Below are 18,904 nucleotides of genomic sequence, written 5' to 3' on the forward strand. Positions count from 1 at the left end.
GTGACGTCAGTGCGCCGCGGTGCCGACCTTCGGGAGGTCGGTGACGCCGGGGTCGCCCGCGTCCGCCGTGTAGTCCTCCGGGGAGGTCTCGTCGACGCCCTCGGGGGCCTTGACGGCCTTGAGGACGAAGGTCAGGACGACCGTGACGACGACGTTGAGCACGAAGGCGGTGAGGCCGATGTAGCCGATCTCGCCGATGCCCGGGATCTCGGCGGCCGAGCCGCCGAAGTGCTTCTGGGTGGGGCTGGCGACGCCGTACGCTGCGGCCGTGCCGTACGCCATGCCGACGGCCCAGCCGGCGAGCAGCGCCCAGCGGTGGAACCAGCGGGTGAAGAGACCGCCGACGAGCGCCGGGAAGGTCTGCAGGATCCAGATGCCGCCGAGCAGCTGGAAGTTGATCGCGACCGTCTTGTCCATGGTGAGGACGAAGACGAGCGCGCCGACCTTCACCAGGAGCGAGACCAGCTTGGAGACCTTGGTCTCCTGGGCCGGGGTGGCGTCCTTCTTGATGAAGTCCTTGTAGATGTTGCGGGTGAAGAGGTTGGCCGCGGCGATCGACATGATCGCGGCCGGGACGAGCGCGCCGATGCCGATCGCGGCGAACGCGACGCCCGCGAACCAGTCCGGGAACATGGTCTCGAAGAGCTGCGGGATGGCGAGCTGGCCGTTCTTGACCTTGATGCCGGCGGCGATCGCCATGAAGCCGAGCAGCGCGAGCAGGCCCAGCATCAGCGAGTACAGCGGCAGGATCGTGGTGTTGCGGCGGATGACGTTCCGGCTCCGGGACGACAGGGTCGCCGTGATGGAGTGCGGGTACATGAACAGCGCGAGCGCCGAGCCGAGCGCCAGCGTCGCGTACGTCCACTGGCCGGCCTCGCCGGGGACGAGCGCGCCCTTGGGCTTGCCGGTGGCCGGGTTGATCGTCTTGTACGCCTCGGCCGCCTTGCCGAAGATCTCGTCGAAGCCGCCCAGCTTGATCGGGATGTAGATGATCGCCACCGCGATGACGATGTAGATCAGGGTGTCCTTGACGAAGGCGATGAGCGCCGGGGCGCGCAGGCCGGAGGAGTACGTGTAGGCCGCGAGGACACCGAAGGCGATGAGCAGCGGCAGGTCCTTGACGAACCAGTTGGTGTTCTCGCCGCCGCCGACGCCCATCACGTCCAGGACGGCCTGGATGCCGACGAGCTGGAGGGCGATGTACGGCATGGTGGCCAGGATGCCGGTGACCGCCACCGCCAGGGACAGGCCCTTGGAGCCGAAGCGGCCGCGCACGAAGTCGGAGGTGGTGACGTATCCGTGCTTGTGCGAGACCGACCAGAGGCGCGGCAGGAAGGTGAAGATCAGCGGGTACACCAGGATCGTGTACGGGACGGCGAAGAAGCCGGCCGCGCCCGCCGCGTAGATGGCCGCGGGGACGGCGACGAAGGTGTACGCCGTGTAGAGGTCGCCGCCGAGCAGGAACCAGGTCACCCAGGTGCCGAACGATCTGCCGCCCAGGCCCCATTCGTCGAGGCTCTCGTTCTCGGCCTTGCGCCAGCGGGCGGCCAGGAAGCCCATGACCGTGACGGCCAGGAAGAAGAAGACGAAGACGCCGAGCGCCACGCCGTTCACGCCGTCCTTCATCGTGCGTCACCTCCCTTGCGGGCGCGCTGGTCCCGCTGCCACAGCTTGTACGCGATCATGGTGAGAGCCGTGGAGATCAGCACCCAGAGCATCTGGTACCAGTAGAAGAACGGGATGCCGGCGAAGAGCGGTTCGACCTTGGCGTAGGAGCTCACCCAGAGCATCGCCACGAACGGGGCGAACAGGCAGAGCGCGATCACCACCCGCACGGGAGTGATGGTCGGTTGTTTCCCTTGTGTCACATCTGACGCTTCTGACATGGCGATTCCGTCCCCTCACTGATCACCTCGGTAATGCTGGGGAAATCTAGGGGACGGCTCCGTTGCTGGGAACCCCTGTCCGCATAACGGAAGCGACTCGTCAGAGCCAGCCCTCCTTGGCGGCTCGTACGCCCGCCTCGAAACGGCTGCGGGCGCCGAGCCGGTTCATCAGCTCCGAGCTCATCCGGCGGACCGTCCGCAGCGAGACCCCGAGCCGCCGGGCCGCGATGTCGTCCGTGCAGCCGATGCCGAGGAGCATCAGCAACTCCCGCTCCTGCGGGGAGAGGTCGTGCGCGTCGCGGCGCGGGGCCTCGCCGAAGGGGGTGCCGGCGTCCCACAGCCGGTCGAAGAGCACCACGAGCGCGTGGACCAGGCCGGGGCTGCGCACTTCGAGGGCGCCCGCGCGCCCGTCCTCGGGGTCGACGGGGACGAGCGCGGCCTCGCGGTCGACGATCACCATGAGCATCGGGACGACGGGCACGGTCCGGGCCTCGCCGCCGAGGTCGCAGTACCAGCGGACGTAGTCGACGGTCGGCGGGTCGTTGCGGAAGCTCTCCTGGTAGATCGAGCGGATCTTCACCCCGCGCTCCAGGGCGAGTTGGTCGAGCGGCTGGCTCGCGTCCATCGTGTCGGGGAGCTGGGCGCCGCCGGGCAGCAGCGAGAGGCACTCGGTGCGGGCGTTCGCGGCGAGGTCCTCCAGGCGTTCGCGGACGGTGTCGAGTCCGGTGATGCGGTCCACGAGGTCGTGCCGGACGCCCGGTTCGGGGCAGTCCGCGTACGAGGCGAGGATGCCGGCCACCGCCCTGCCCGCCTGCTCGACCTGGCGCTTGCGCTTGCTCAGTTCGGCCTCGGCGCGGGAGAGCAGGAAGGAGAAGCCGACGTCCGGGCTGAAGGGTTCGACCTCGCCCGAGGAGTCGTCCATGAGGACGAGCTTGAGGTCCGCGAGACAGGCGAGCGCCTCGCGGACCTCCGGCTCCGGGCGGCCCAGATGGGTCGCCATGTCCGTCACGTCGTACTCGGGCCGCTCCAGGAGCAGGCGGTAGACGGCCTCCGTCGACTCCTTTATGCCGAGCGCCTCCAGCATCAGGTATCTCCCCCTCGTCACCTTCCGTGGTGCGACCGGTCGAACTCGTGATCGCGGTCGATGATGGTAGAGGGGAGGAGGCGTCTAGGTCTAGACCAATCATGGTGAACTCCGCGGGGCGATCCCGCCGGTGCGCCGGCCAGCGCGTCCAGCACCGCACCCGCCGCGAAACCCGAGACCAGCAGAGCCAGTTCGACCTGAGGACCGATCCCCGCCGTGAGCACCGCGAGCGCGCCCGCGCCCGCCGCCACCGGACCGGCCCACCCCGGCCCGCCCGCCGCCGAGGCCGCCGACCGCTCCAGGGACACGCAGAACGCGAAGGCGCCCACCACCAGCGGCACCCAGCCCGTCACCGCACCGGTCCCCGCCGGGCCCCACTGCCACAGCACCACGAGAGCCCCCGCCGACGCGCCCGCCGCGAGCAGCCCGCCGAGCACCGCCCGCGCCGCCGGGCCGGGACCCAGCCGCCGGGCGAGCACCCCGAACGCCGCCAGGGCCGCCGCCGGGACCGCGTACGGCAGCAGCCCGTACACCCCGTCCACCAGATCGCGGTCCACCACACCCGAACCGCCCACCAGGGCGCCCGTGCCGGCGAGCGCCGACCGCAGCGCCGTCACCGTCCCCGCCCCGGCCGCCGTCATCGGCTCCGCCTCCGGGACGACCACCACCAGGGCCGACCCGGAGCGGTGCCAGGCCGCGGGCGCCGCCGCGAGCAGCACCCCCGGCACCCGCGCCGCCCGCGCGGCCACCGCCGCCGCGTCCCCGCCCTCGGGGACGAGGACCTCCAGCGGGTTCAGCACGCCCGACGGCACCCCGGCCGCCGTCAGCCGGTCCAGACCGTCCCGGGCCGGACCGCTCGCCACCAGGGCGCGGGCCTCCGGGTTGCCGACCCGCAGCTGCGTGGCCGCGCCGGTGAGCAGGACGAGGAGGACGAGGCCGACGGCGGGGAGCGCGCGGGGGCTCCGTACGCGGACAGCGCGGGGGTCCCGGACCACCGACCGCAGCACCGGCGTCAGCGTCAGGGCCGCCGCCGTGCCCACCGCGCAGACCGCGAGCCCCGCCACCCCGACCGACCGCAGGAACGCCGCCGGGAACAAGGCCAGGGCCGCGCAGGCCGCCGCACCCGCCGCCCCGCCCGTCACCGCCGACCGGGCGCCGGCCCGCCCCGGCCGCTGCGCCCAGCGGTGCACCGCGACCACGAGCGCCGTCACCGGCACCAGGTACACCACCACGAAGCCGATCTCCGTGAACCCCGCCACCGCCTCCACCAGGGCGAGCGCCCCCACCGAGGTCACGGCCGCCAGGAGCAGCGGCGCCAGGACCCCTAGCGGCGAGCGGAACGCCAGGACGAGCACGAGCAACAGGCCCAGCGCACAGGCCGCCTTCGCCGCCAGGGCCACCGCGCCCGGCCCCACGAGCGCGCTGTCGTGCTGGAGCGGCAGCACCCCCGTCACCTCGACCCGGGCCCCGGGAAGTGCGGACCGCAGCCCCGCACGGAGCGAGACCGCCGCCTCCTCGACGGCCGTCAGACCCGCCAGGTCCGGCTTCCCCGCCGCCGGGTACACCAGGGCGTACTCGGTCCGGCCGTCCGCGCCGAGGAAGCCCTCGTCGCCCGTCCCCGCGTACGAGACGGTCCGCGCGCCCGGTCCCGCCGTCCGTTCGAGCGCCGCCGCGAGCCGCGTGGCGGACGCCCGGTCCCGTACCTCCCAGGTCACGACCGCCACCAGCGGGGCGACGGCGGCCCCGTTCCCGTACCGCTCCTGGATCGCCAGGTTCGCCCGGTGGCCCGGCCCGCCGGAGGCCGTGAACGACTGGTCGAGGCGCCCCAGACCGAGCACCGCCGCCGCCCCGCCGAGCAGCAGCACCAGCAGCCACACCACCCCGACCGCCACCCGGTGGCGCAGCACCGCGGTCCGTACCCGCTCAGTCCACATCGTCCAGCCGCTTCCTGAGCTCCTCGTCCAGACGCAGCCCCACCGCGCCGAGCGCCTCGTCCAGCTGCTCCGGCGCACTCGCCCCGATCACCGGCAGGACGGGCAGCTCGCCGCCCAGCGCCCAGGCCAGGACCACCTGGTTCGCGGTCACCCCGAGCTCCGCCGCCACCTCGGCGAGCACCTTCAGACGCCGCTCCGAACCCGCGTGCCGGTACTGCTCGGGAATCTCCTTGCCCGGATCCGTGTACGCCCCCGTGAGCTGCGTCGTGTACGCGGTGAACGTCAGCTCCGGCCGCGTCCCCAGGTAGTCGAGCAGCTCCTCCGAGGCGTGCGGGTTCACCCCGAACTCCGCGCCGGGGCGCGGCCGGAGGTAGGTGTGGCGCTGCTGCACGGCCGCGTAGTCCGGCAGGTCCGCGGCGACCGCGGCGCCGCGCGACTCCTCGATCCGCCAGGCCGCGAAGTTCGAGCAGCCCGCCCGGCCGATCTTCCCGACGTCCACCAGCTCGCCGAAGGCGCCGATCGTCTCCGCGACCGGCGTCGACCGGTCGTCGATGTGCGCGTAGTACAGGTCGATCCGGTCCGTGCCCAGGTTCCGCAGGCTCTCCTCCACCTGACGCCGGATCACCGGCGCCGACAGGCCCTCCGCGCACTCCGGCCAGGCCGAGCCCGGCGGGTCCGGCAGCGCGCCGACCTTGGTGGCGAGCACCATCTCGTCCCGGACGCCCCGGCTGCGCAGCCAGCGGCCGATGAGCAGCTCGCTCTCGGCGCCGGTCGCGCCCGGCTCCCAGAAGGCGTACGTGTTCGCGGTGTCGATGAAGGTGCCGCCCGCCTCGTGGAAGCGGTCCAGGACGGCGAAGGCCGCGGCCTCGTCGATCCGGGTGCCGAACGGCAGGGTGCCCAGGCACAGCGTGGACACGCGCGGACCCTCGGGGCCGCCCAGGTTCGTGTACTCCATGGGGTGTTCCCTCTCTCTCAAACGGTGACGGTCAGTTCCTGGACCAGGTGGTCCGAGAGGCCCTCCGCGTCGCGGAAGCGGTACGAGCCCACCCGGGCGCCGCCCCCGGTGAACGCCCAGTCGATCCGCCACAGCCGCAGCCGCGCGCGGGCGTTCCAGCTGGCCGGCAGGACCGAGCGGCAGGCGCCGATCGCGTCGCGGAGCGTCCGGGGCATCCGGCGGATGTCGCCGATGGCGGCGCTGGTGTTGAAGTCCCCGGTCACCAGGACCGGGTGCGGGTTGGACCGCAGGTCGGCGACGAGCGCCGCGTACTCCCGGTCGCGGGCCGCCGCCCGGCGCCGCATGTCCCGGAGGAAGGCCGGCCGCAGCGGGTTCATGACCGTGAGCTGGACCGGGATGTGCACGTTGTACGTGGACAGGACGCCGTGCCCGACCCGCAGGTCCACCCGCAGCGAGCAGGCGCCGACGGGCACGGGCGGCCCGGCGGGCGGGAACCGGGACAGCGTCACGGAGTTGTTGCCGACGGCCAGGTGGTGGCGGGGGAACGCGGCCCGCAGCCGCTCCTCGTCGTCGATGTCCCAGACCTCGCCGCCCTCGAAGCCGTTCAGGTACTCCTGGAGGACGTACACGTCGGCGTCGAGCGAGCGCAGGAAGGCGTAGAAGCGGTCGGGGTCGCCGCCCTGGTTCCAGTGCTGGGTGTTCCAGGACACGAGCCGCAGGCCGCCGGTCCCGCGGGAGAGGAGCCCCCGCAGGTTGATCCCGTTCTGCGGCCAGGCCACCAGGAGGCAGCCGGTGGCGAGCGCCGCCGCGACCGGCTCGCCCGTGACCACGGCGGCGGCGAGCAGCGCGAGCGGGACGGCGGCGAGCGTGACCGGCGGAAGGAGCGAGACGGCGAGCCACGGCCACCAGCGGCCGTTGAGCGCGAGGTGCAGCGCGAGGAAGACCGCCCAGCCGAGGGCGCAGTACAGGGCCATCGCCGTCATCCGCTCCCCGGCAGCGCGACCCACAGGTCCTGCACGGCGTGGTCGGACAGCTTCTCCGGCGTACCGAACGCGTACTTCTCGGCCCGCGCCCCGTTCCCGGTGAACGCCCAGTCGGTCCGCCAGAAGGGCTTCCAGCCGCCCTCCTCCCAGCTCGTCGGGTACGGGTCGGTGCTCACCTCCGCCGCGTCGTCGAGGCGCTCCCGCAGCGGGTCGAGGTCCGCCATCGCGGCCGTCGCGTTGAAGTCGCCGGCCACCACCACCGGGTTGCGGTTGGCGGCGAGGTCGGCCTCCAGGCCCTCGTACTGGGCCCGGCGCGGGGCGAACCGTTCCCGCATGTGGCGGTAGAAGGCGGGGGAGAGGAGCCCGTCCGGCATGCTGTTCCACACCGGCATGTGCACGTTGTAGAAGGACACCGCACGGCCCCTGACCAGCACGTCCGTCCGCAGCACCTTGTGGGCGCGGTACTCCGTCGGCCAGTCGGCAGCCGGCCGTGGGCCCGGCGGCACGTCCCGGGCCGGGCCCACGGCCGGCTGCCGCAGGATCGGGAAGCGGGAGAGCGTCACCAGCTCGCCGCGGACGGCCACCTGGTAGCCGGGGAACTCCCGGCGCAGCCGCGCCAGGTCGTCGACGGGCAGCTTGCCCTTCCGGTCGGCGGTGACGTGCTGGTACTCGTGCAGCAGGTACACGTCCGCGTGCTTCGCCTTCAGGAAGGCGTAGAAGTGGTCCTGGGTGCCGAGGAGCTGGTTCCACGAGTTGGTGTTCCAGGCGAAGACCCGTACGGCGTCCGGGCCGGGCCGGGGCTCCGCCCGCCACAGCGCCGCCGGGTCGAAGCCCGACTGTCCGAAGCCGAGGAGCAGGGCGAGGCCCGCCGCGCCCGCCGCACGCCACCGGGCGGCGCCCCGGGCGAGCGGGGCGAGGGCCGCGAGCGCGAGCGGCACCAGGGCGAAGACGGCCGGCGGGACGATGCCGACGAGCTGCCCGAGCCAGATCCGGCCGTCGGCCGCCCACTCGACGAGGAGCAGGACGAGCCAGGCCGCCGCGGCGCCCGTCACCAGCCGGTTCCGGCGGCGCCCCCGGGGCCGTGCCACGGCCTTCGCGGGCGCGACCGGCGTGAGCGTGTCCGTCACCGGCCCGCGCCCATCGGCGCACGGGTCAGGTCCGGCCGCGGCTGCGGGTCGTACAGGTGCCGGAACCGCTTCGAGCACAGCCACTGCACGCCCGCGACCCCGATCGCCGCGAACACCGTCAGGTTCACCAGGAAGTTCACGGCCACGAAGTACCCGAGGAACAGCCGCCCCCGGTGCCGCCGCACCTCCCGGTACATGTCCAGGTCGCCCCAGACGCCCAGGAGGAACAGGGCGAGCGGGAGCAGCGCCCACGCGGCTCCCCACAGCGGCGGCGCGGCGAGCGCGGCGACCGTCAGGGGCGCGGCCAGGCTGGCGCCCGCGCGCGGCCCGGTGACGAAGCCGCCCTGGAGGTGGCGCCGGCCGAGGATGAGCGGCACGGCGAGCCGGGCGCGGGCGAAGACCTTGCCGAGGACGATCCGTACGGTGTCGTCGTGGTCGTGCCGGCCGCGTACCTCCAGGGAGCTGAGGACCGTGTACCGCTCGGAGATCCGGCGGCCGTAGTCCTGGTCCTCGGTGTGCCGCAGGATCGGGTTGAACGGCCCGACCTCGTGGAAGACCGTCCGGGGCATGGCGAGGATCGCGGTGTGGACGGTGTCGATGACCCCCTCGGACTTCAGCAGCAGGTAGTACTGCTGGAGCGAGCGGTACTCCTCGATGAGGCTGTCCCGGATGAGCGGCTCCGGCTCGTAGGTGCCGCAGATCGCGCCGTACCCCTGCCCGGAGCCGAGGAGTGCGACGGACCTGGCGACCGCGTCCGGGTGCATGGCGACGTCGGAGTCGAGGAAGACGAGGATCTCGCCGGAGGAGAGCTCCGCGCCGAGGTTGCGGGCGACCGCGACCCCGCTGTTGACGCCGGTGGAGACCACCCGCGCGCCGGCCGCTGCGGCGATCGCCGCGGAGTCGTCGGTGGAGCAGTCGTCGACGACGACGACCTCGATGTTCGGGTACGTCTGGGCGAGGGCGGCCTCGACGCACAGGCCGATGGAGCGGCCGTAGTTGTAGTTGGGGACGATGACGGAGACCAGGGGGAGGGTCATGTGGGGGGTTCTCCTAGAAGAGGACCTTGGCGAGGGAGAGGGCTCCCTGCCGCCAGGGTTCGACGCTGGTGACGCCCTCGCTCTTCTTCGCGGGGCGGGCGCCGGCGGTGCGCTGCTGCTCGCGCCACCAGGCGTAGGTGCGCAGGATCGCGTCCTGGTTGGAGTGGACCGGCCGGAAGCCGAGGACGTCCCTGGCCTTGTCGGTGGAGACGAAGCTGTCGTCGAGGAGCTTGTGGAGCAGCCGTCCGTAGACGGGGGAGAGCCCGGAGCGCTGGAGCAGGCTGAGCGCGGCGAGGGCGGGCTTCGCGGGCAGCGAGCGGACCCGCTTGCCGTGCCCGGCGGCGTCCAGGACGGCCTGGAAGTCCTCGCGTATCGTGCCGAACTCGGTGGCGCCGAGGTTGAAGGTGTCGTCGGCCCGCTCGGCGGGCGCCTCCATCGCGGTGACGACCGCGTCGACCAGGTCGGCCACGTCGAACATCTGGATGCGGACGTCTCCCCGGCCGAGGACCGGGAAGTTCCGGCCCTCCTCGGCCCATTCGAAGAGCATCGCGAAGAGCCCCATCCGGCCGGGCCCCAGAAAGGTCTTGGGCCGCAGGATCGGCACGCACATCTCCCGGCCCCGGAAGCGCTCCGCGACCTCCTCGGCCTCCGCCTTGGCGGCGCTGTACGTGTCGACGGGCTCGCGCGGGTACTCCTCCGGGGTCGGGACCACCTTCGGCAGTCCGTACACGGCGGTCGAGGAGATGTGCACGACCCTGGGCACGGCGTTCGCCTCGGCGGCCGTCAGGACCGCCTCCGTGCCGCCGACGATGACCGAGCGGATGGTGTCCGCCGGGTAGCTGGGCAGGGCGGCCGCGCAGTGCACCACCACGTCGGCGTCCGCCGTGACCCGCTTCATCGTGACGGTGTCCCGGACGTCCGAGACCGTGTGGGTCAGGTGCGGGTGCTCCGTGCGCGGGGCCCGCAGGTCCACGCAGTGCACCTGCCGGCCCTCGTCGAGCAGCCGCTCGATCAGGGTCGAACCGAGCATTCCGGCACCGCCGGTGACCACGACGCGCTCTACCACAGCGACGACACCTTCTCCTTGACGAAACGGGTGAGCAGACGGGGCAGACCCTGGGCGAGGGTCTTGTCGAGGCAGTCCAGGAAGAACTCGACCTCGTGCGGTTCGGCGACCAGCGAGGGGGCGACCATCAGCGGGTTGTCGCCGTTGAGCGTGTAGTACGTGTAGATGCCGTGGTCCCGGTACAGGGCGTTGACCACCGACGAGGTGATGAGCTTGGTGCGGAAGCGCGGGTCCCTCGTCATCGCGCCCGGCACCAGCTTGGTGACCAGCTCCAGGATCTTCGGGCCCTTGTGCAGGAAGACCCCGTGCAGGGCGCCGTGGCCGCGGACCTCGGCCACCACGTCCGGGTACTCCTTCGCGATCCGCTCCAGTCCCGGGGCGAGGATCCGCTCGATGTCCCGGGCGCGGGCCGGATAGTCGTCCTCGACGGCCACGTTGACGGCCTCGATGGCGGTGACCGCCTCCTCGCCGAAGCCGTAGTAGGTGGTGGACGTCGACTGGAGCAGGGCGTCCGTGAGGTTGTCGTAGGCCTTGCGGAAGACCGGCTCGCGGGCCACGAAGGCCGAGATGGAGGACTTGCCGCCGCCGAAGGACTTCGAGGTGGTGAGGATGTCGGGGACCAGACCCTCGTACCGCATGAAGTGGAAGAGGGTGCCGGTCTTGCCCCAGCCGGTGTAGATCTCGTCGAAGAGCAGCACGATGTCCTCGGCCGTGCACAGCTCGCGGAGCCCGCGCAGGAACTCCTCGGAGCACTCGTTCATCGTGGACGCCGACAGCGGCTCGATGAGGATCGCGTACACGTCGGACTCGCCCTTGGCGGTGCGCAGTTCGGCGACCAGCTTCCGTACGGAGTCCAGGTCGCCGTACCGGAAGATCCCCACGCCGGGGATGCCGGGGAACTGGAACGTCGACGCGTTCTGGCCGGTCAGGCTGCCCGAGCCGAGCAGCTTGCCGTGGAAGGAGATGTCGGCCCGCAGCACCCGGGAGCGCCGGCCGCCGTGGTACTTGTACGCCAGCTTGACCGCGCCCTCGACCGCCTCCGCACCGGAGTTGGGGAAGAACGACATGTTCAGGTCGCCGGGCAGCAGCTCCGCCAGGTTGTGGCCGAGCGCCGCGATGTACGGCGAGAAGTAGGTCTTGTGGACCTCCATGCTCCTGCGCTCCTGGAAGCGCTGCCGGGCGGCGAGGATCCGGGGGTGGTTGTGGCCGTGGTTGAGGACGCCGACCCCGCCGGTGAAGTCGAGGACGCGGCGGCCGTCGCGCTGGGTGATCCAGACGCCCTCGGCGCTCTCGACGAGCTCCTGGCCGAAGCCGAAGGAGGTCATCAGGGAGACCTGGCTCTTGTTGACGTGGTCCTTGTACAGGCCGTGGACCTGCTTGGTCGTCAGCGACTCGCAGTCGTCGACGGTGTAGAGCTGACCGGACACGGGATTCCTTCGGGAGAGTCGGGAACGTGGGGGGAGTGGCGGGGCAGGGTGAGGAGGAGGGCGGCGCCGCCGACCAGGACCTCGCTGAGCGTGCAGACCACCCGGCTGGCGACCGCGACCGCGGTCGCCTCCTGCCAGGGCAGGACGGCGGTCAGCGAGAGCAGCAGCAGGGCCTCGCGGGCGCCCCAGCCGTCCGGCAGGACGACCACGAGGCTCGCGGCGGCGGTGGCGAGGGCGAAGCCGCCCACGCAGACCGGCAGCGCGGTCAGCGGCGGGGCGCCGAGCATCACGGCGAGCGCCCACAGATGCAGTCCGGACACCGCCCAGGAGGCGGTGGCGGCGGCGAGCGCCCGGCGCACGCCCCGGGCGCTCGCCCGGGCCTGCGGCGCCGGCCGCCGGGCCAGCCGGGCGGCGGACGCGGCCAGCCGGTTGAGCAGGCGCGGTCTCACGACCAGCAGCAGGGTGAGCGCGCCGGGCAGCACCAGCCACCAGGCCCCGGCGCCGAGCGTCCAGGGCGCGGCGACGGGTCCGACGGCGAGGCCGGTGAGGACGGCGACGATCAGGTTGAGCAGGAAGACGGCGAGCACGACCGGCGCGGGCACCCCGGCGGCGCCGGCCATCCGCAGCTGGGCGAGGACGCCCCAGACCGCGCCCGGCACGTACTTGCCGAGGTAGGACGTGAAGTAGATCCGGGTGGCGGTGCGGCCGGGCAGCCGCGGCCCGAGGTCGGTGAGCAGGCTGCGCCAGGTGGCCATGGTGAACAGGACGGCGACGGCGTTGGCGGCGAGGGCGAGGAGCAGGTACGGGACGGAGCCGGGCCGCAGGAGGAGCGCGGCGAGCTCACCGGCCCGGTCGTACAGGGCGAGGCCGATGCCGGTGACGACGGCGAGCGGGAACAGGATCCGCAGCAGGCGCGGGAGCCGTGCGCCGCCGCCCCGGGGTGCGGTGGCCGGGGTCATCGGCCGAGCCGGTCGAGCAGCCACGCGCCGGTCAGGAGCCCCGACCAGAGCAGCGCGTTGGTCACCGTCATCCGGTCGGCGAACAGGGCCCGGGTGGGGTTGCCGCCGCCGGAGTCGACCACGATCAGCTGGAGGTAGCGGGCGAGGCCGAAGAGCGCGAAGGGCGCGGTGAGCACGGCGACGAGCGGCCCGTGCGCGCCGAAGACCGGGCTGGCCTGCACGTGCAGCACGTAACTCACCGCCGCGAGGACCGCGGTGAAGCCGAGCAGCTGGTCGAGGAAGCCGACCGTGTAGCCGCGCAGCGCGGGCCGGTGCAGCACTCCGCCGACGGCCATCTCGTGCCGCCGCTTGCCGAGGATCAGCAGCAGGCAGAGGGTGAGCACCCCGAGCGCCAGCCAGCTGGGCACCGGGTTGCCGGAGGCCAGACAGCCCTGGGCGAGCCGCAGCACGAACCCGAGCGCGACGATGAACACGTCGAGCAGCGGCACGTGCTTGAGCCCCCTGCTGTACGCGGCGTTCAGCGCGACGTACGCGGCGACCGGCCACCAGTCGGCGGGCGCGGTGGCACCGGTGGCGACGGTCAGCCCGACCGTCGCCGCGAGGAGCAGTCCGAGGGCGGCGGCGAACGCCACGGCCGTGCCGACCCCGATCCGGCCGGCGGCGATCGGCCGGTGCCGCTTCTCCGGGTGGCGGCGGTCGCGGTCCCGGTCGCCGATGTCGTTGACGAGGTAGATCAGCGCGGACGCGAGGGTGAAGACGGCGATCGCGGCGAGGGTGCCGCCGAGCGCGCCGGCGTCGAGGTGAGGGGCGCCGAGCAGGCCGAGGGGGACGACGACCAGGTTCTTCGTCCACTGTCCCGGGCGGACGAGGGCGGTGAGGTCGGCGAGACGACCGGGGGGACGGGAGGCCGGCGGACGGACCGCCGGCGCCTCCCGTCCGGTGAGCGTGGGCGTGGCCATGGACGTACTCCTGTGGGGAGGGTCGTACGGGTGGTCATACGGAGGTGGTGGCGGTGGGGACGGCCCGGCGGCGCACGCTCGGGCCGAAGTCCGGCTCGGTGAGCCAGCGGACGGTGCCGCGGGCCGCGCCGAGGACGATCGCCTGGTGCAGGACGAAGTGGACGGCGGTGAAGTACAGGAGGAACCCCGGTCCCCGGGTCCGCAGCGCGAACCGGCTCAGGCCCGGGTCGGCGCAGGCGAAGAGCAGCGCGCACAGGGCGGGGACGAGCAGCAGCCAGGGGGAGAGGAGGCCGAGCGGCAGGGTGGGGAGGGTCAGCGCGGCGGCGAGGACGCCGAGCGGCCGGTTGGCGGTGAGGCCGCCCTCGCGCATCTGCCCGAGCGCCGCGATCAGCAGCTGGGAGCGCCGGTACTGCTCCGAGAGCATCGCCCCGAGCCGGTCCACGTCGTCGTGGCGGCCGCGGATCGCCCCGGTCATCAGGATCCGGTGCGTCCGGACGAGCCGGCCGCTGTACTCGACGTCCTCGGAGTCCCGGAGGTTCTCGTCGAAGGGACCGGTCTCCTCGAAGACCCGCTTGCGGATCGCGCCGAGGGCGAAGAAGGCGGTGCGGACCTCGCCCGCGGCGCGGTGGCGCCAGAAGTGGGCGTGGAGGGCGTGGTAGCGCTCCACGGGCCCGTCGTCGAAGAGCGGTTCGGGGTCGAGGACGCCGTGGACACAGCCGAGGCCGGGGTCGTCCGCGAGCAGGTCGGCGGCGTTCGCGAGGGCCTCGGGGTGCAGGGCGGTGTCGGAGTCGAGGAAGAAGAGGATCTCGCCGCGGGCGGCGGCGGCCCCCATGTTCCGGGCGGCGGACACCCCGCGGTTGTGGGGGTTGGCGATGAGGACGACGTCGAACTCGCGGGCGATGTCGCGGGACCGGTCGGTGCTGGCGTCGTCCACGACGATGACGTCGAGCGGGGCGTGGGTCTGGGCGAGGACCGAGGTGAGGCAGGCGCGGAGGGTCTTCTCGTAGTTGTAGTTGGGGATGATGACGGACACGCTGGGACGGGCCCTGGGCATGGGGGTTCCTTGGGGAGGGTTTCGGGTTTCGCGAGGTGGGGGCTTCAGAGGAGCCGGAAGTCCGCGATGCGGTGGCGGGAGAGCTCGGGGGAGTGGCCGAGGAGGAGCCGGCAGAGCCGCAGCGCGTGGCCGACGGCCTCGATCTCGTCGGGGCCCCTGATGTAGAGGGCCAGCCGGACGGTGCGGTCGAGGACCAGTGCCCGGGCGGACTCGAAGCGGTCCTGCGGCCGGGCGACGCGGTGCAGCGTCTCGACGAGTCGGGCGGCGGACGGGGCCGGTGGGGGGTCGGTGTCCGGTGCGGGGTCGTCGTCCGGTTCCCTCATCGAGACGCCGATGAGGTAGATGGGGATCAGCCCCAGGAGAAGCCGTCGTTGCCGTCGGAGGGCTGGACCGTCGACGTCACGGTCCCGCTCGCGGTGTCGCCGGAGGCGGTGACGGCGGGCGCCGGCTGGGCCGCCAGGACCAGGGTCAGCGCGGCTGCGGCGGGCACGGCCAGCGCGACGACGGCACGGAGCTGAATGCGGGCGAAGGTGGCGAAACGGGCGCTGCTGGGCATGGCGGGGCTGCCTTCCTGGTGGGTGCGGAGTGGGGGTCGCGGGGTGTGGCTCCCCGGGGCCGCTCCCGGGCTCTGCCGGGCGGCTTCGACATGTCCAAGACTGGCCTGCCGGGGGTGCCCTGTCACCGGAGAACGGCTGGCGCCAACCGCGTGGCCGCTAGGGGCCAGTGCGTGCCGCGGGCCTTCGCGCGCCGCCCATCAGGGGGTTTCCCGGCGGCGTCACGTTGCTGCCAGGCGGAAGGTGCCGGGCGCCCGTCACCTCCCGTACGAGCTCCGGAAACGCCGGACGGCCGCACCCCCCGCCGGGGTGCGCCCGTCCGTCTCGTACGAGAGGCGTGGAGCTCAGCCGTTGGGGCGCTTGAGGCGCGCCACGAACTTGTACCGGTCGCCGCGGTAGACGGACCGTACCCACTCCACCGGCTCGCCCTGGGCGTCCAGGGAGTGGCGGGAGAGCATCAGCATCGGCAGGCCCACGTCCGTGCCGAGCAGTCCGGCCTCGCGCGGGGTGGCGAGGGAGGTCTCGATGGTCTCCTCGGCCTCGGCGAGGTGCACGTCGTAGACCTCGGCGAGCGCCGTGTACAGCGAGGTGTACTTCACCAGCGAGCGGCGCAGCGCCGGGAAGCGCTTCGCCGACAGGTGGGTGGTCTCGATCGCCATCGGCTCGCCGCTGGCGAGGCGCAGGCGCTCGATGCGGAGCACCCGGCCGCCGGCCGAGATGTCGAGCAGCCCGGCGAGGGTGTCGTCGGCCGTCACGTACCCGATGTCGAGGAGCTGCGAGGTGGGCTCCAGGCCCTGGGCGCGCATGTCCTCCGTGTACGAGGTGAGCTGCAGGGCCTGGGAGACCTTGGGCTTGGCCACGAACGTGCCCTTGCCCTGGATGCGCTCCAGGCGGCCCTCGACGACCAGCTCCTGGAGGGCCTGGCGCACGGTGGTGCGCGAGGTGTCGAACTCCGCGGCGAGCGTGCGCTCCGGCGGGACCGGGGTGCCGGGCGGCAGGGTCTCCGTCATGTCGAGCAAATGCCGCTTGAGCCGGTAGTACTTGGGCACGCGCGCGGTGCGGGTGGGTGTCCCGCCCTCTGTCTCCGTACTGCCCGCGTCCGTGGCCATGGCCTGCCTTCCCGACTCCTGTGCTGCTGCCGTCACCGGCTCCTCCGTCTGTCGCGGCTCACATGGTGGCACGGACCGGTCACGGGTCGTCGCCCTCCCTCAGGTGTCGGTCCGATAACGGACGCGACTGCCCTTCTTATACACCCTTGACACCCCTAAAGGTCTAGGCCAAGCTCCGGGTACTGGTCTAAACCATTAAAGACCAGGTCCCAGCCCCACGAGCACTACCTGACGTATGTCTTCGCGCGGTGGGCAGGGGTTGCAGGCATCCCTGAGGAGGGTGGCGTGAAGCGCAAGCTCATCGCGGCGATCGGCGTCGCGGGCATGATGGTCTCCATCGCTGCGTGTGGTTCGGACACCGACGGCGGCAAGGACGGCGGCAAGGCGACGGCCGGGGGCAACAAGACCCTGACCGTCTGGGTCATGGACGGTTCCGCTCCGGACGCCTGGATGGCCGAGGTGAACAAGGCCTTCGAGGCCAAGCACCCGGGCGTCAAGGTCAAGGTCGAGAAGCAGATCTGGAACGGCATCCAGGAGAAGGTCACCACCGCCCTCTCCGAGGACACCCCGCCGGACGTCCTGGAGCTCGGCAACACGCAGACCGCCGGCTACGCGGTCACCGGCGGTCTCGCCGACCTCTCGGGCGACAAGGCCAAGCTCGGCTACGACGCCTGGAACAAGGGCATGGTCGCCTCCAACGAGCTGGACGGCAAGCTCTACTCCGCCCCGTGGTACGCCGCCAACCGCGTCGTCGTCTACGACAAGGCCGCCTTCAAGAAGGCCGGCGTCACCCCGCCGAAGACCCGCGCCGAGTGGATCGACGGCCTGAAGAAGCTCAAGGCCTCCGACCCGAAGTCGCAGGCGATCTACCTGCCGGGTCAGTCCTGGTACGTCCTCGCCGGCCTCATCTGGGACGAGGGCAGCGACCTCGCGGTCAAGGACGGCGACAAGTGGAAGGGCAACCTGTCCTCCCCCGAGGCCGCGAGCGCCATGAACTTCTACAAGGAGCTGGCGTCCTACTCCACCGCTCCGAAGGACAAGGACGAGGCGACCCCGCAGCAGTCCACCGACATCATCCCCAAGGGCGGCGTGGCGTCCTGGATCGGTCTCGGCTGGGAGGCCGGCGGCGCCATCGACGCCATGAAGAAGGCCGGCAAGACCGCCGACTTCGGCTACTTCCCGATCCCGGGCAAGACCGCCGACAAGCCGGGCTCCGTCTTCCTCGGCGGCTCCAACCTCGCCATCGCCGAGCGCTCCCAGAACAAGGACCTCGCGAAGGAGTGGCTGGCCCTCGCCGCCGGCAAAGAGTTCATGACGAAGTACGCCGCCGCCACCGAGGGCGCGCTGCTTCCGAACACCGACGCCGCGCAGTTCAAGCCCGCCGCCGGCTCCTTCGCCGAGGCCATGGCCGCCTCCTCCGCCTCCGGCAAGGTCACCCCGGTCACCCCGGGCTGGGCGAACGTCGAGACCGCCCCGAACCCGATCAAGGACTACATGACCAAGGTCCTGAAGGGCGAGGACGCCAAGACGGCCGGCGAGGCGGCCGACAAGGTCATCAACGAGCGCATCAACCAGCAGTAATCCGTAGCCCCGGTGGTGCGGCCGGTGTCGCACCGGCCGCACCACCGGCGCGTTGCAGCGATGCACTGATCAGCGGCCCGCTCCCCCGGGCCGTGCCCCGGTGGGCGCGGGAGCCCCAGAACCGCGAGGAAGAAGACCATGACCGTGGACTCCCAGGGGACGGCGACCGCCGGTCCCCAGGACGCGCCCGGGAGGGCGGCAGGGAAGTCTCAGACTCCGCCACCCTCTTCGGGCCCGAAGGAAGTCCTTCAGCCTCCACGCGGCAGGCGCTCCCTGCCCAGCGGGGTGCTGCCGTACCTGCTCGTCGCGCCTGCCCTGCTGTCCATGGCGGTGCTGCTGCTCTACCCGCTGATCCGCAATGTGATCCTCTCCTTCCAGGAGCTCAACCGGAAGGAGTTCATCACCCGCGAGACGGTCTGGACCGGCTTCGACAACTACACCGAGCTCCTCGGCGACGGGGACTTCTGGACCGTCGTCGTCCGCAGCGTCGTCTTCACCGCCGTCAACGTCGCCCTCATCATGGCGATCGGCACCGGCATCGGCCTGCTGCTCAACCGCCTCGGCAAGAAGATGCGCCTGGTCCTCTCGCTGGCCCTGATGTTCGCCTGGGCCATGCCGATCGTCGCCTCCGTCACCGTCTTCCGCTGGCTCTTCGACGAGCAGTTCGGTGTCGTGAACTGGCTGATGCGCACGCTGGGCTTCTCCGGCTACGAGCAGCACAACTGGTTCGAGACCGGCTTCTCCACCCTCGTCATCGTCCTGATCCTGCTCGTCTGGGGCTCCGTACCGTTCGTCGCCCTCAACATGTACGCCGGCCTGACGACCATCGGGTCCGAGCTGTACGAGGCCGCCAAGATGGACGGCGCCAGCGGCTGGCGCACCTTCTGGGCCGTGGTCTTCCCGAACCTGAAGTCCTTCTTCATGATCACGACGTTCCTGGAGATCATCTGGATCTTCAAGGCGTTCGCCCAGGTCTACGCCATGAACCTCGGTGGTCCCGACCGCGGTTCCGAGACGCTCCCGGTCTTCGCCTACATCGAGGGCGTCGGCCAGTTCCACTACGGCGTCGCCGCCGCCATCTCCATCCTGACGATCGTGATGCTCATCGCGGTCATGTCCTTCTACTTCCGCCTGATCCTGAAGGAGGAGGAGGAGCTGTGAGCGCCGCCACCACCCAGCCCCCGCAGAA

The 18,904-nt window shown here is 72.1% G+C and carries 18 protein-coding genes; 2 read left to right on the forward strand and 16 right to left on the reverse strand.

What is annotated here, in order from left to right:
* Positions 1–6: 6 nt before the first annotated feature.
* The 16 genes from mctP to AB5J54_RS26660 form a co-directional block, all read right to left on the reverse strand.
* Positions 7–1,626 carry a monocarboxylate uptake permease MctP gene (mctP, locus tag AB5J54_RS26585; protein ID WP_369146423.1) on the reverse strand — a complete coding sequence of 540 codons (1,620 nt, stop codon included), beginning with the start codon at positions 1,624–1,626 and terminating at the stop codon, positions 7–9.
* The gene (locus AB5J54_RS26590) at positions 1,623–1,886 is read right to left on the reverse strand and encodes a DUF3311 domain-containing protein (RefSeq protein WP_351184057.1); all 264 of its coding nucleotides are present in this window, start codon (positions 1,884–1,886) and stop codon (positions 1,623–1,625) included. Before AB5J54_RS26590 ends, mctP begins: the two co-directional genes overlap by 4 nt.
* 100 nt (positions 1,887–1,986) lie before the next feature.
* Positions 1,987–2,970, reverse strand: coding sequence for a LuxR C-terminal-related transcriptional regulator (locus AB5J54_RS26595; RefSeq protein WP_369146424.1), 984 nt, complete (start codon positions 2,968–2,970; stop codon positions 1,987–1,989).
* Positions 2,971–2,987: 17 nt separating this feature from the next.
* Positions 2,988–4,904: a hypothetical protein gene (locus AB5J54_RS26600; protein WP_369146425.1), complete on the reverse strand. Its 1,917-nt coding sequence runs from the start codon at positions 4,902–4,904 to the stop codon at positions 2,988–2,990.
* Positions 4,894–5,859 carry an aldo/keto reductase gene (locus AB5J54_RS26605; RefSeq protein WP_369146426.1) on the reverse strand — a complete coding sequence of 322 codons (966 nt, stop codon included), beginning with the start codon at positions 5,857–5,859 and terminating at the stop codon, positions 4,894–4,896. The genes AB5J54_RS26600 and AB5J54_RS26605 overlap by 11 nt, the downstream gene beginning before the upstream one ends.
* Positions 5,860–5,876: 17 nt before the next feature.
* The gene (locus tag AB5J54_RS26610) at positions 5,877–6,842 is read right to left on the reverse strand and encodes an endonuclease/exonuclease/phosphatase family protein (protein WP_369146427.1); all 966 of its coding nucleotides are present in this window, start codon (positions 6,840–6,842) and stop codon (positions 5,877–5,879) included.
* The gene (locus AB5J54_RS26615; RefSeq protein ID WP_369146428.1) at positions 6,839–7,969 is read right to left on the reverse strand and encodes an endonuclease/exonuclease/phosphatase family protein; all 1,131 of its coding nucleotides are present in this window, start codon (positions 7,967–7,969) and stop codon (positions 6,839–6,841) included. The genes AB5J54_RS26610 and AB5J54_RS26615 overlap by 4 nt, the downstream gene beginning before the upstream one ends.
* A complete protein-coding gene (locus AB5J54_RS26620) occupies positions 7,966–9,006 on the reverse strand; it encodes a glycosyltransferase family 2 protein (RefSeq protein ID WP_369146429.1) in 1,041 nt (346 codons plus the stop codon). Before AB5J54_RS26620 ends, AB5J54_RS26615 begins: the two co-directional genes overlap by 4 nt.
* Positions 9,007–9,019: 13 nt before the next feature.
* Positions 9,020–10,072 carry an NAD-dependent epimerase/dehydratase family protein gene (locus AB5J54_RS26625; RefSeq protein WP_369146431.1) on the reverse strand — a complete coding sequence of 351 codons (1,053 nt, stop codon included), beginning with the start codon at positions 10,070–10,072 and terminating at the stop codon, positions 9,020–9,022.
* Complete coding sequence (locus AB5J54_RS26630) at positions 10,066–11,499, reverse strand: aspartate aminotransferase family protein (protein WP_369146432.1); 1,434 nt, start codon at positions 11,497–11,499, stop codon at positions 10,066–10,068. The genes AB5J54_RS26625 and AB5J54_RS26630 overlap by 7 nt, the downstream gene beginning before the upstream one ends.
* Positions 11,457–12,458: a lysylphosphatidylglycerol synthase domain-containing protein gene (locus AB5J54_RS26635; protein ID WP_369146433.1), complete on the reverse strand. Its 1,002-nt coding sequence runs from the start codon at positions 12,456–12,458 to the stop codon at positions 11,457–11,459. The genes AB5J54_RS26630 and AB5J54_RS26635 overlap by 43 nt, the downstream gene beginning before the upstream one ends.
* On the reverse strand, positions 12,455–13,417 hold the full coding sequence (locus AB5J54_RS26640; protein ID WP_369146434.1) for a UbiA prenyltransferase family protein: 963 nt from the start codon (positions 13,415–13,417) through the stop codon (positions 12,455–12,457). Before AB5J54_RS26640 ends, AB5J54_RS26635 begins: the two co-directional genes overlap by 4 nt.
* A 34-nt stretch (positions 13,418–13,451) precedes the next feature.
* Entirely contained in the window at positions 13,452–14,471 is a 1,020-nt protein-coding gene (locus AB5J54_RS26645; protein WP_369146435.1) for a glycosyltransferase family 2 protein, read from the reverse strand.
* Between the two features lie 44 nt (positions 14,472–14,515).
* A complete protein-coding gene (locus AB5J54_RS26650; RefSeq protein ID WP_369146436.1) occupies positions 14,516–14,794 on the reverse strand; it encodes a hypothetical protein in 279 nt (92 codons plus the stop codon).
* A 26-nt stretch (positions 14,795–14,820) separates the two neighbouring features.
* Positions 14,821–15,027, reverse strand: coding sequence for a hypothetical protein (locus AB5J54_RS26655; RefSeq protein WP_369146437.1), 207 nt, complete (start codon positions 15,025–15,027; stop codon positions 14,821–14,823).
* A gap of 342 nt (positions 15,028–15,369) precedes the next feature.
* Positions 15,370–16,134 (reverse strand): GntR family transcriptional regulator, encoded by a 765-nt coding sequence (locus AB5J54_RS26660; protein WP_329851808.1) that lies wholly within the window; start codon positions 16,132–16,134, stop codon positions 15,370–15,372.
* A 285-nt stretch (positions 16,135–16,419) separates the two neighbouring features.
* On the opposite strand from AB5J54_RS26660, the gene AB5J54_RS26665 reads away from it, so the two are divergent.
* Complete coding sequence (locus AB5J54_RS26665) at positions 16,420–17,715, forward strand: extracellular solute-binding protein (RefSeq protein WP_369146438.1); 1,296 nt, start codon at positions 16,420–16,422, stop codon at positions 17,713–17,715.
* Between the two features lie 138 nt (positions 17,716–17,853).
* Complete coding sequence (locus AB5J54_RS26670; protein ID WP_369146439.1) at positions 17,854–18,876, forward strand: carbohydrate ABC transporter permease; 1,023 nt, start codon at positions 17,854–17,856, stop codon at positions 18,874–18,876.
* The last annotated feature ends 28 nt before the right edge of the window (positions 18,877–18,904 follow it).

Origin of the sequence: Streptomyces sp. R44 (assembly GCF_041053105.1) — a bacterium.
Classification (GTDB): domain Bacteria; phylum Actinomycetota; class Actinomycetes; order Streptomycetales; family Streptomycetaceae; genus Streptomyces.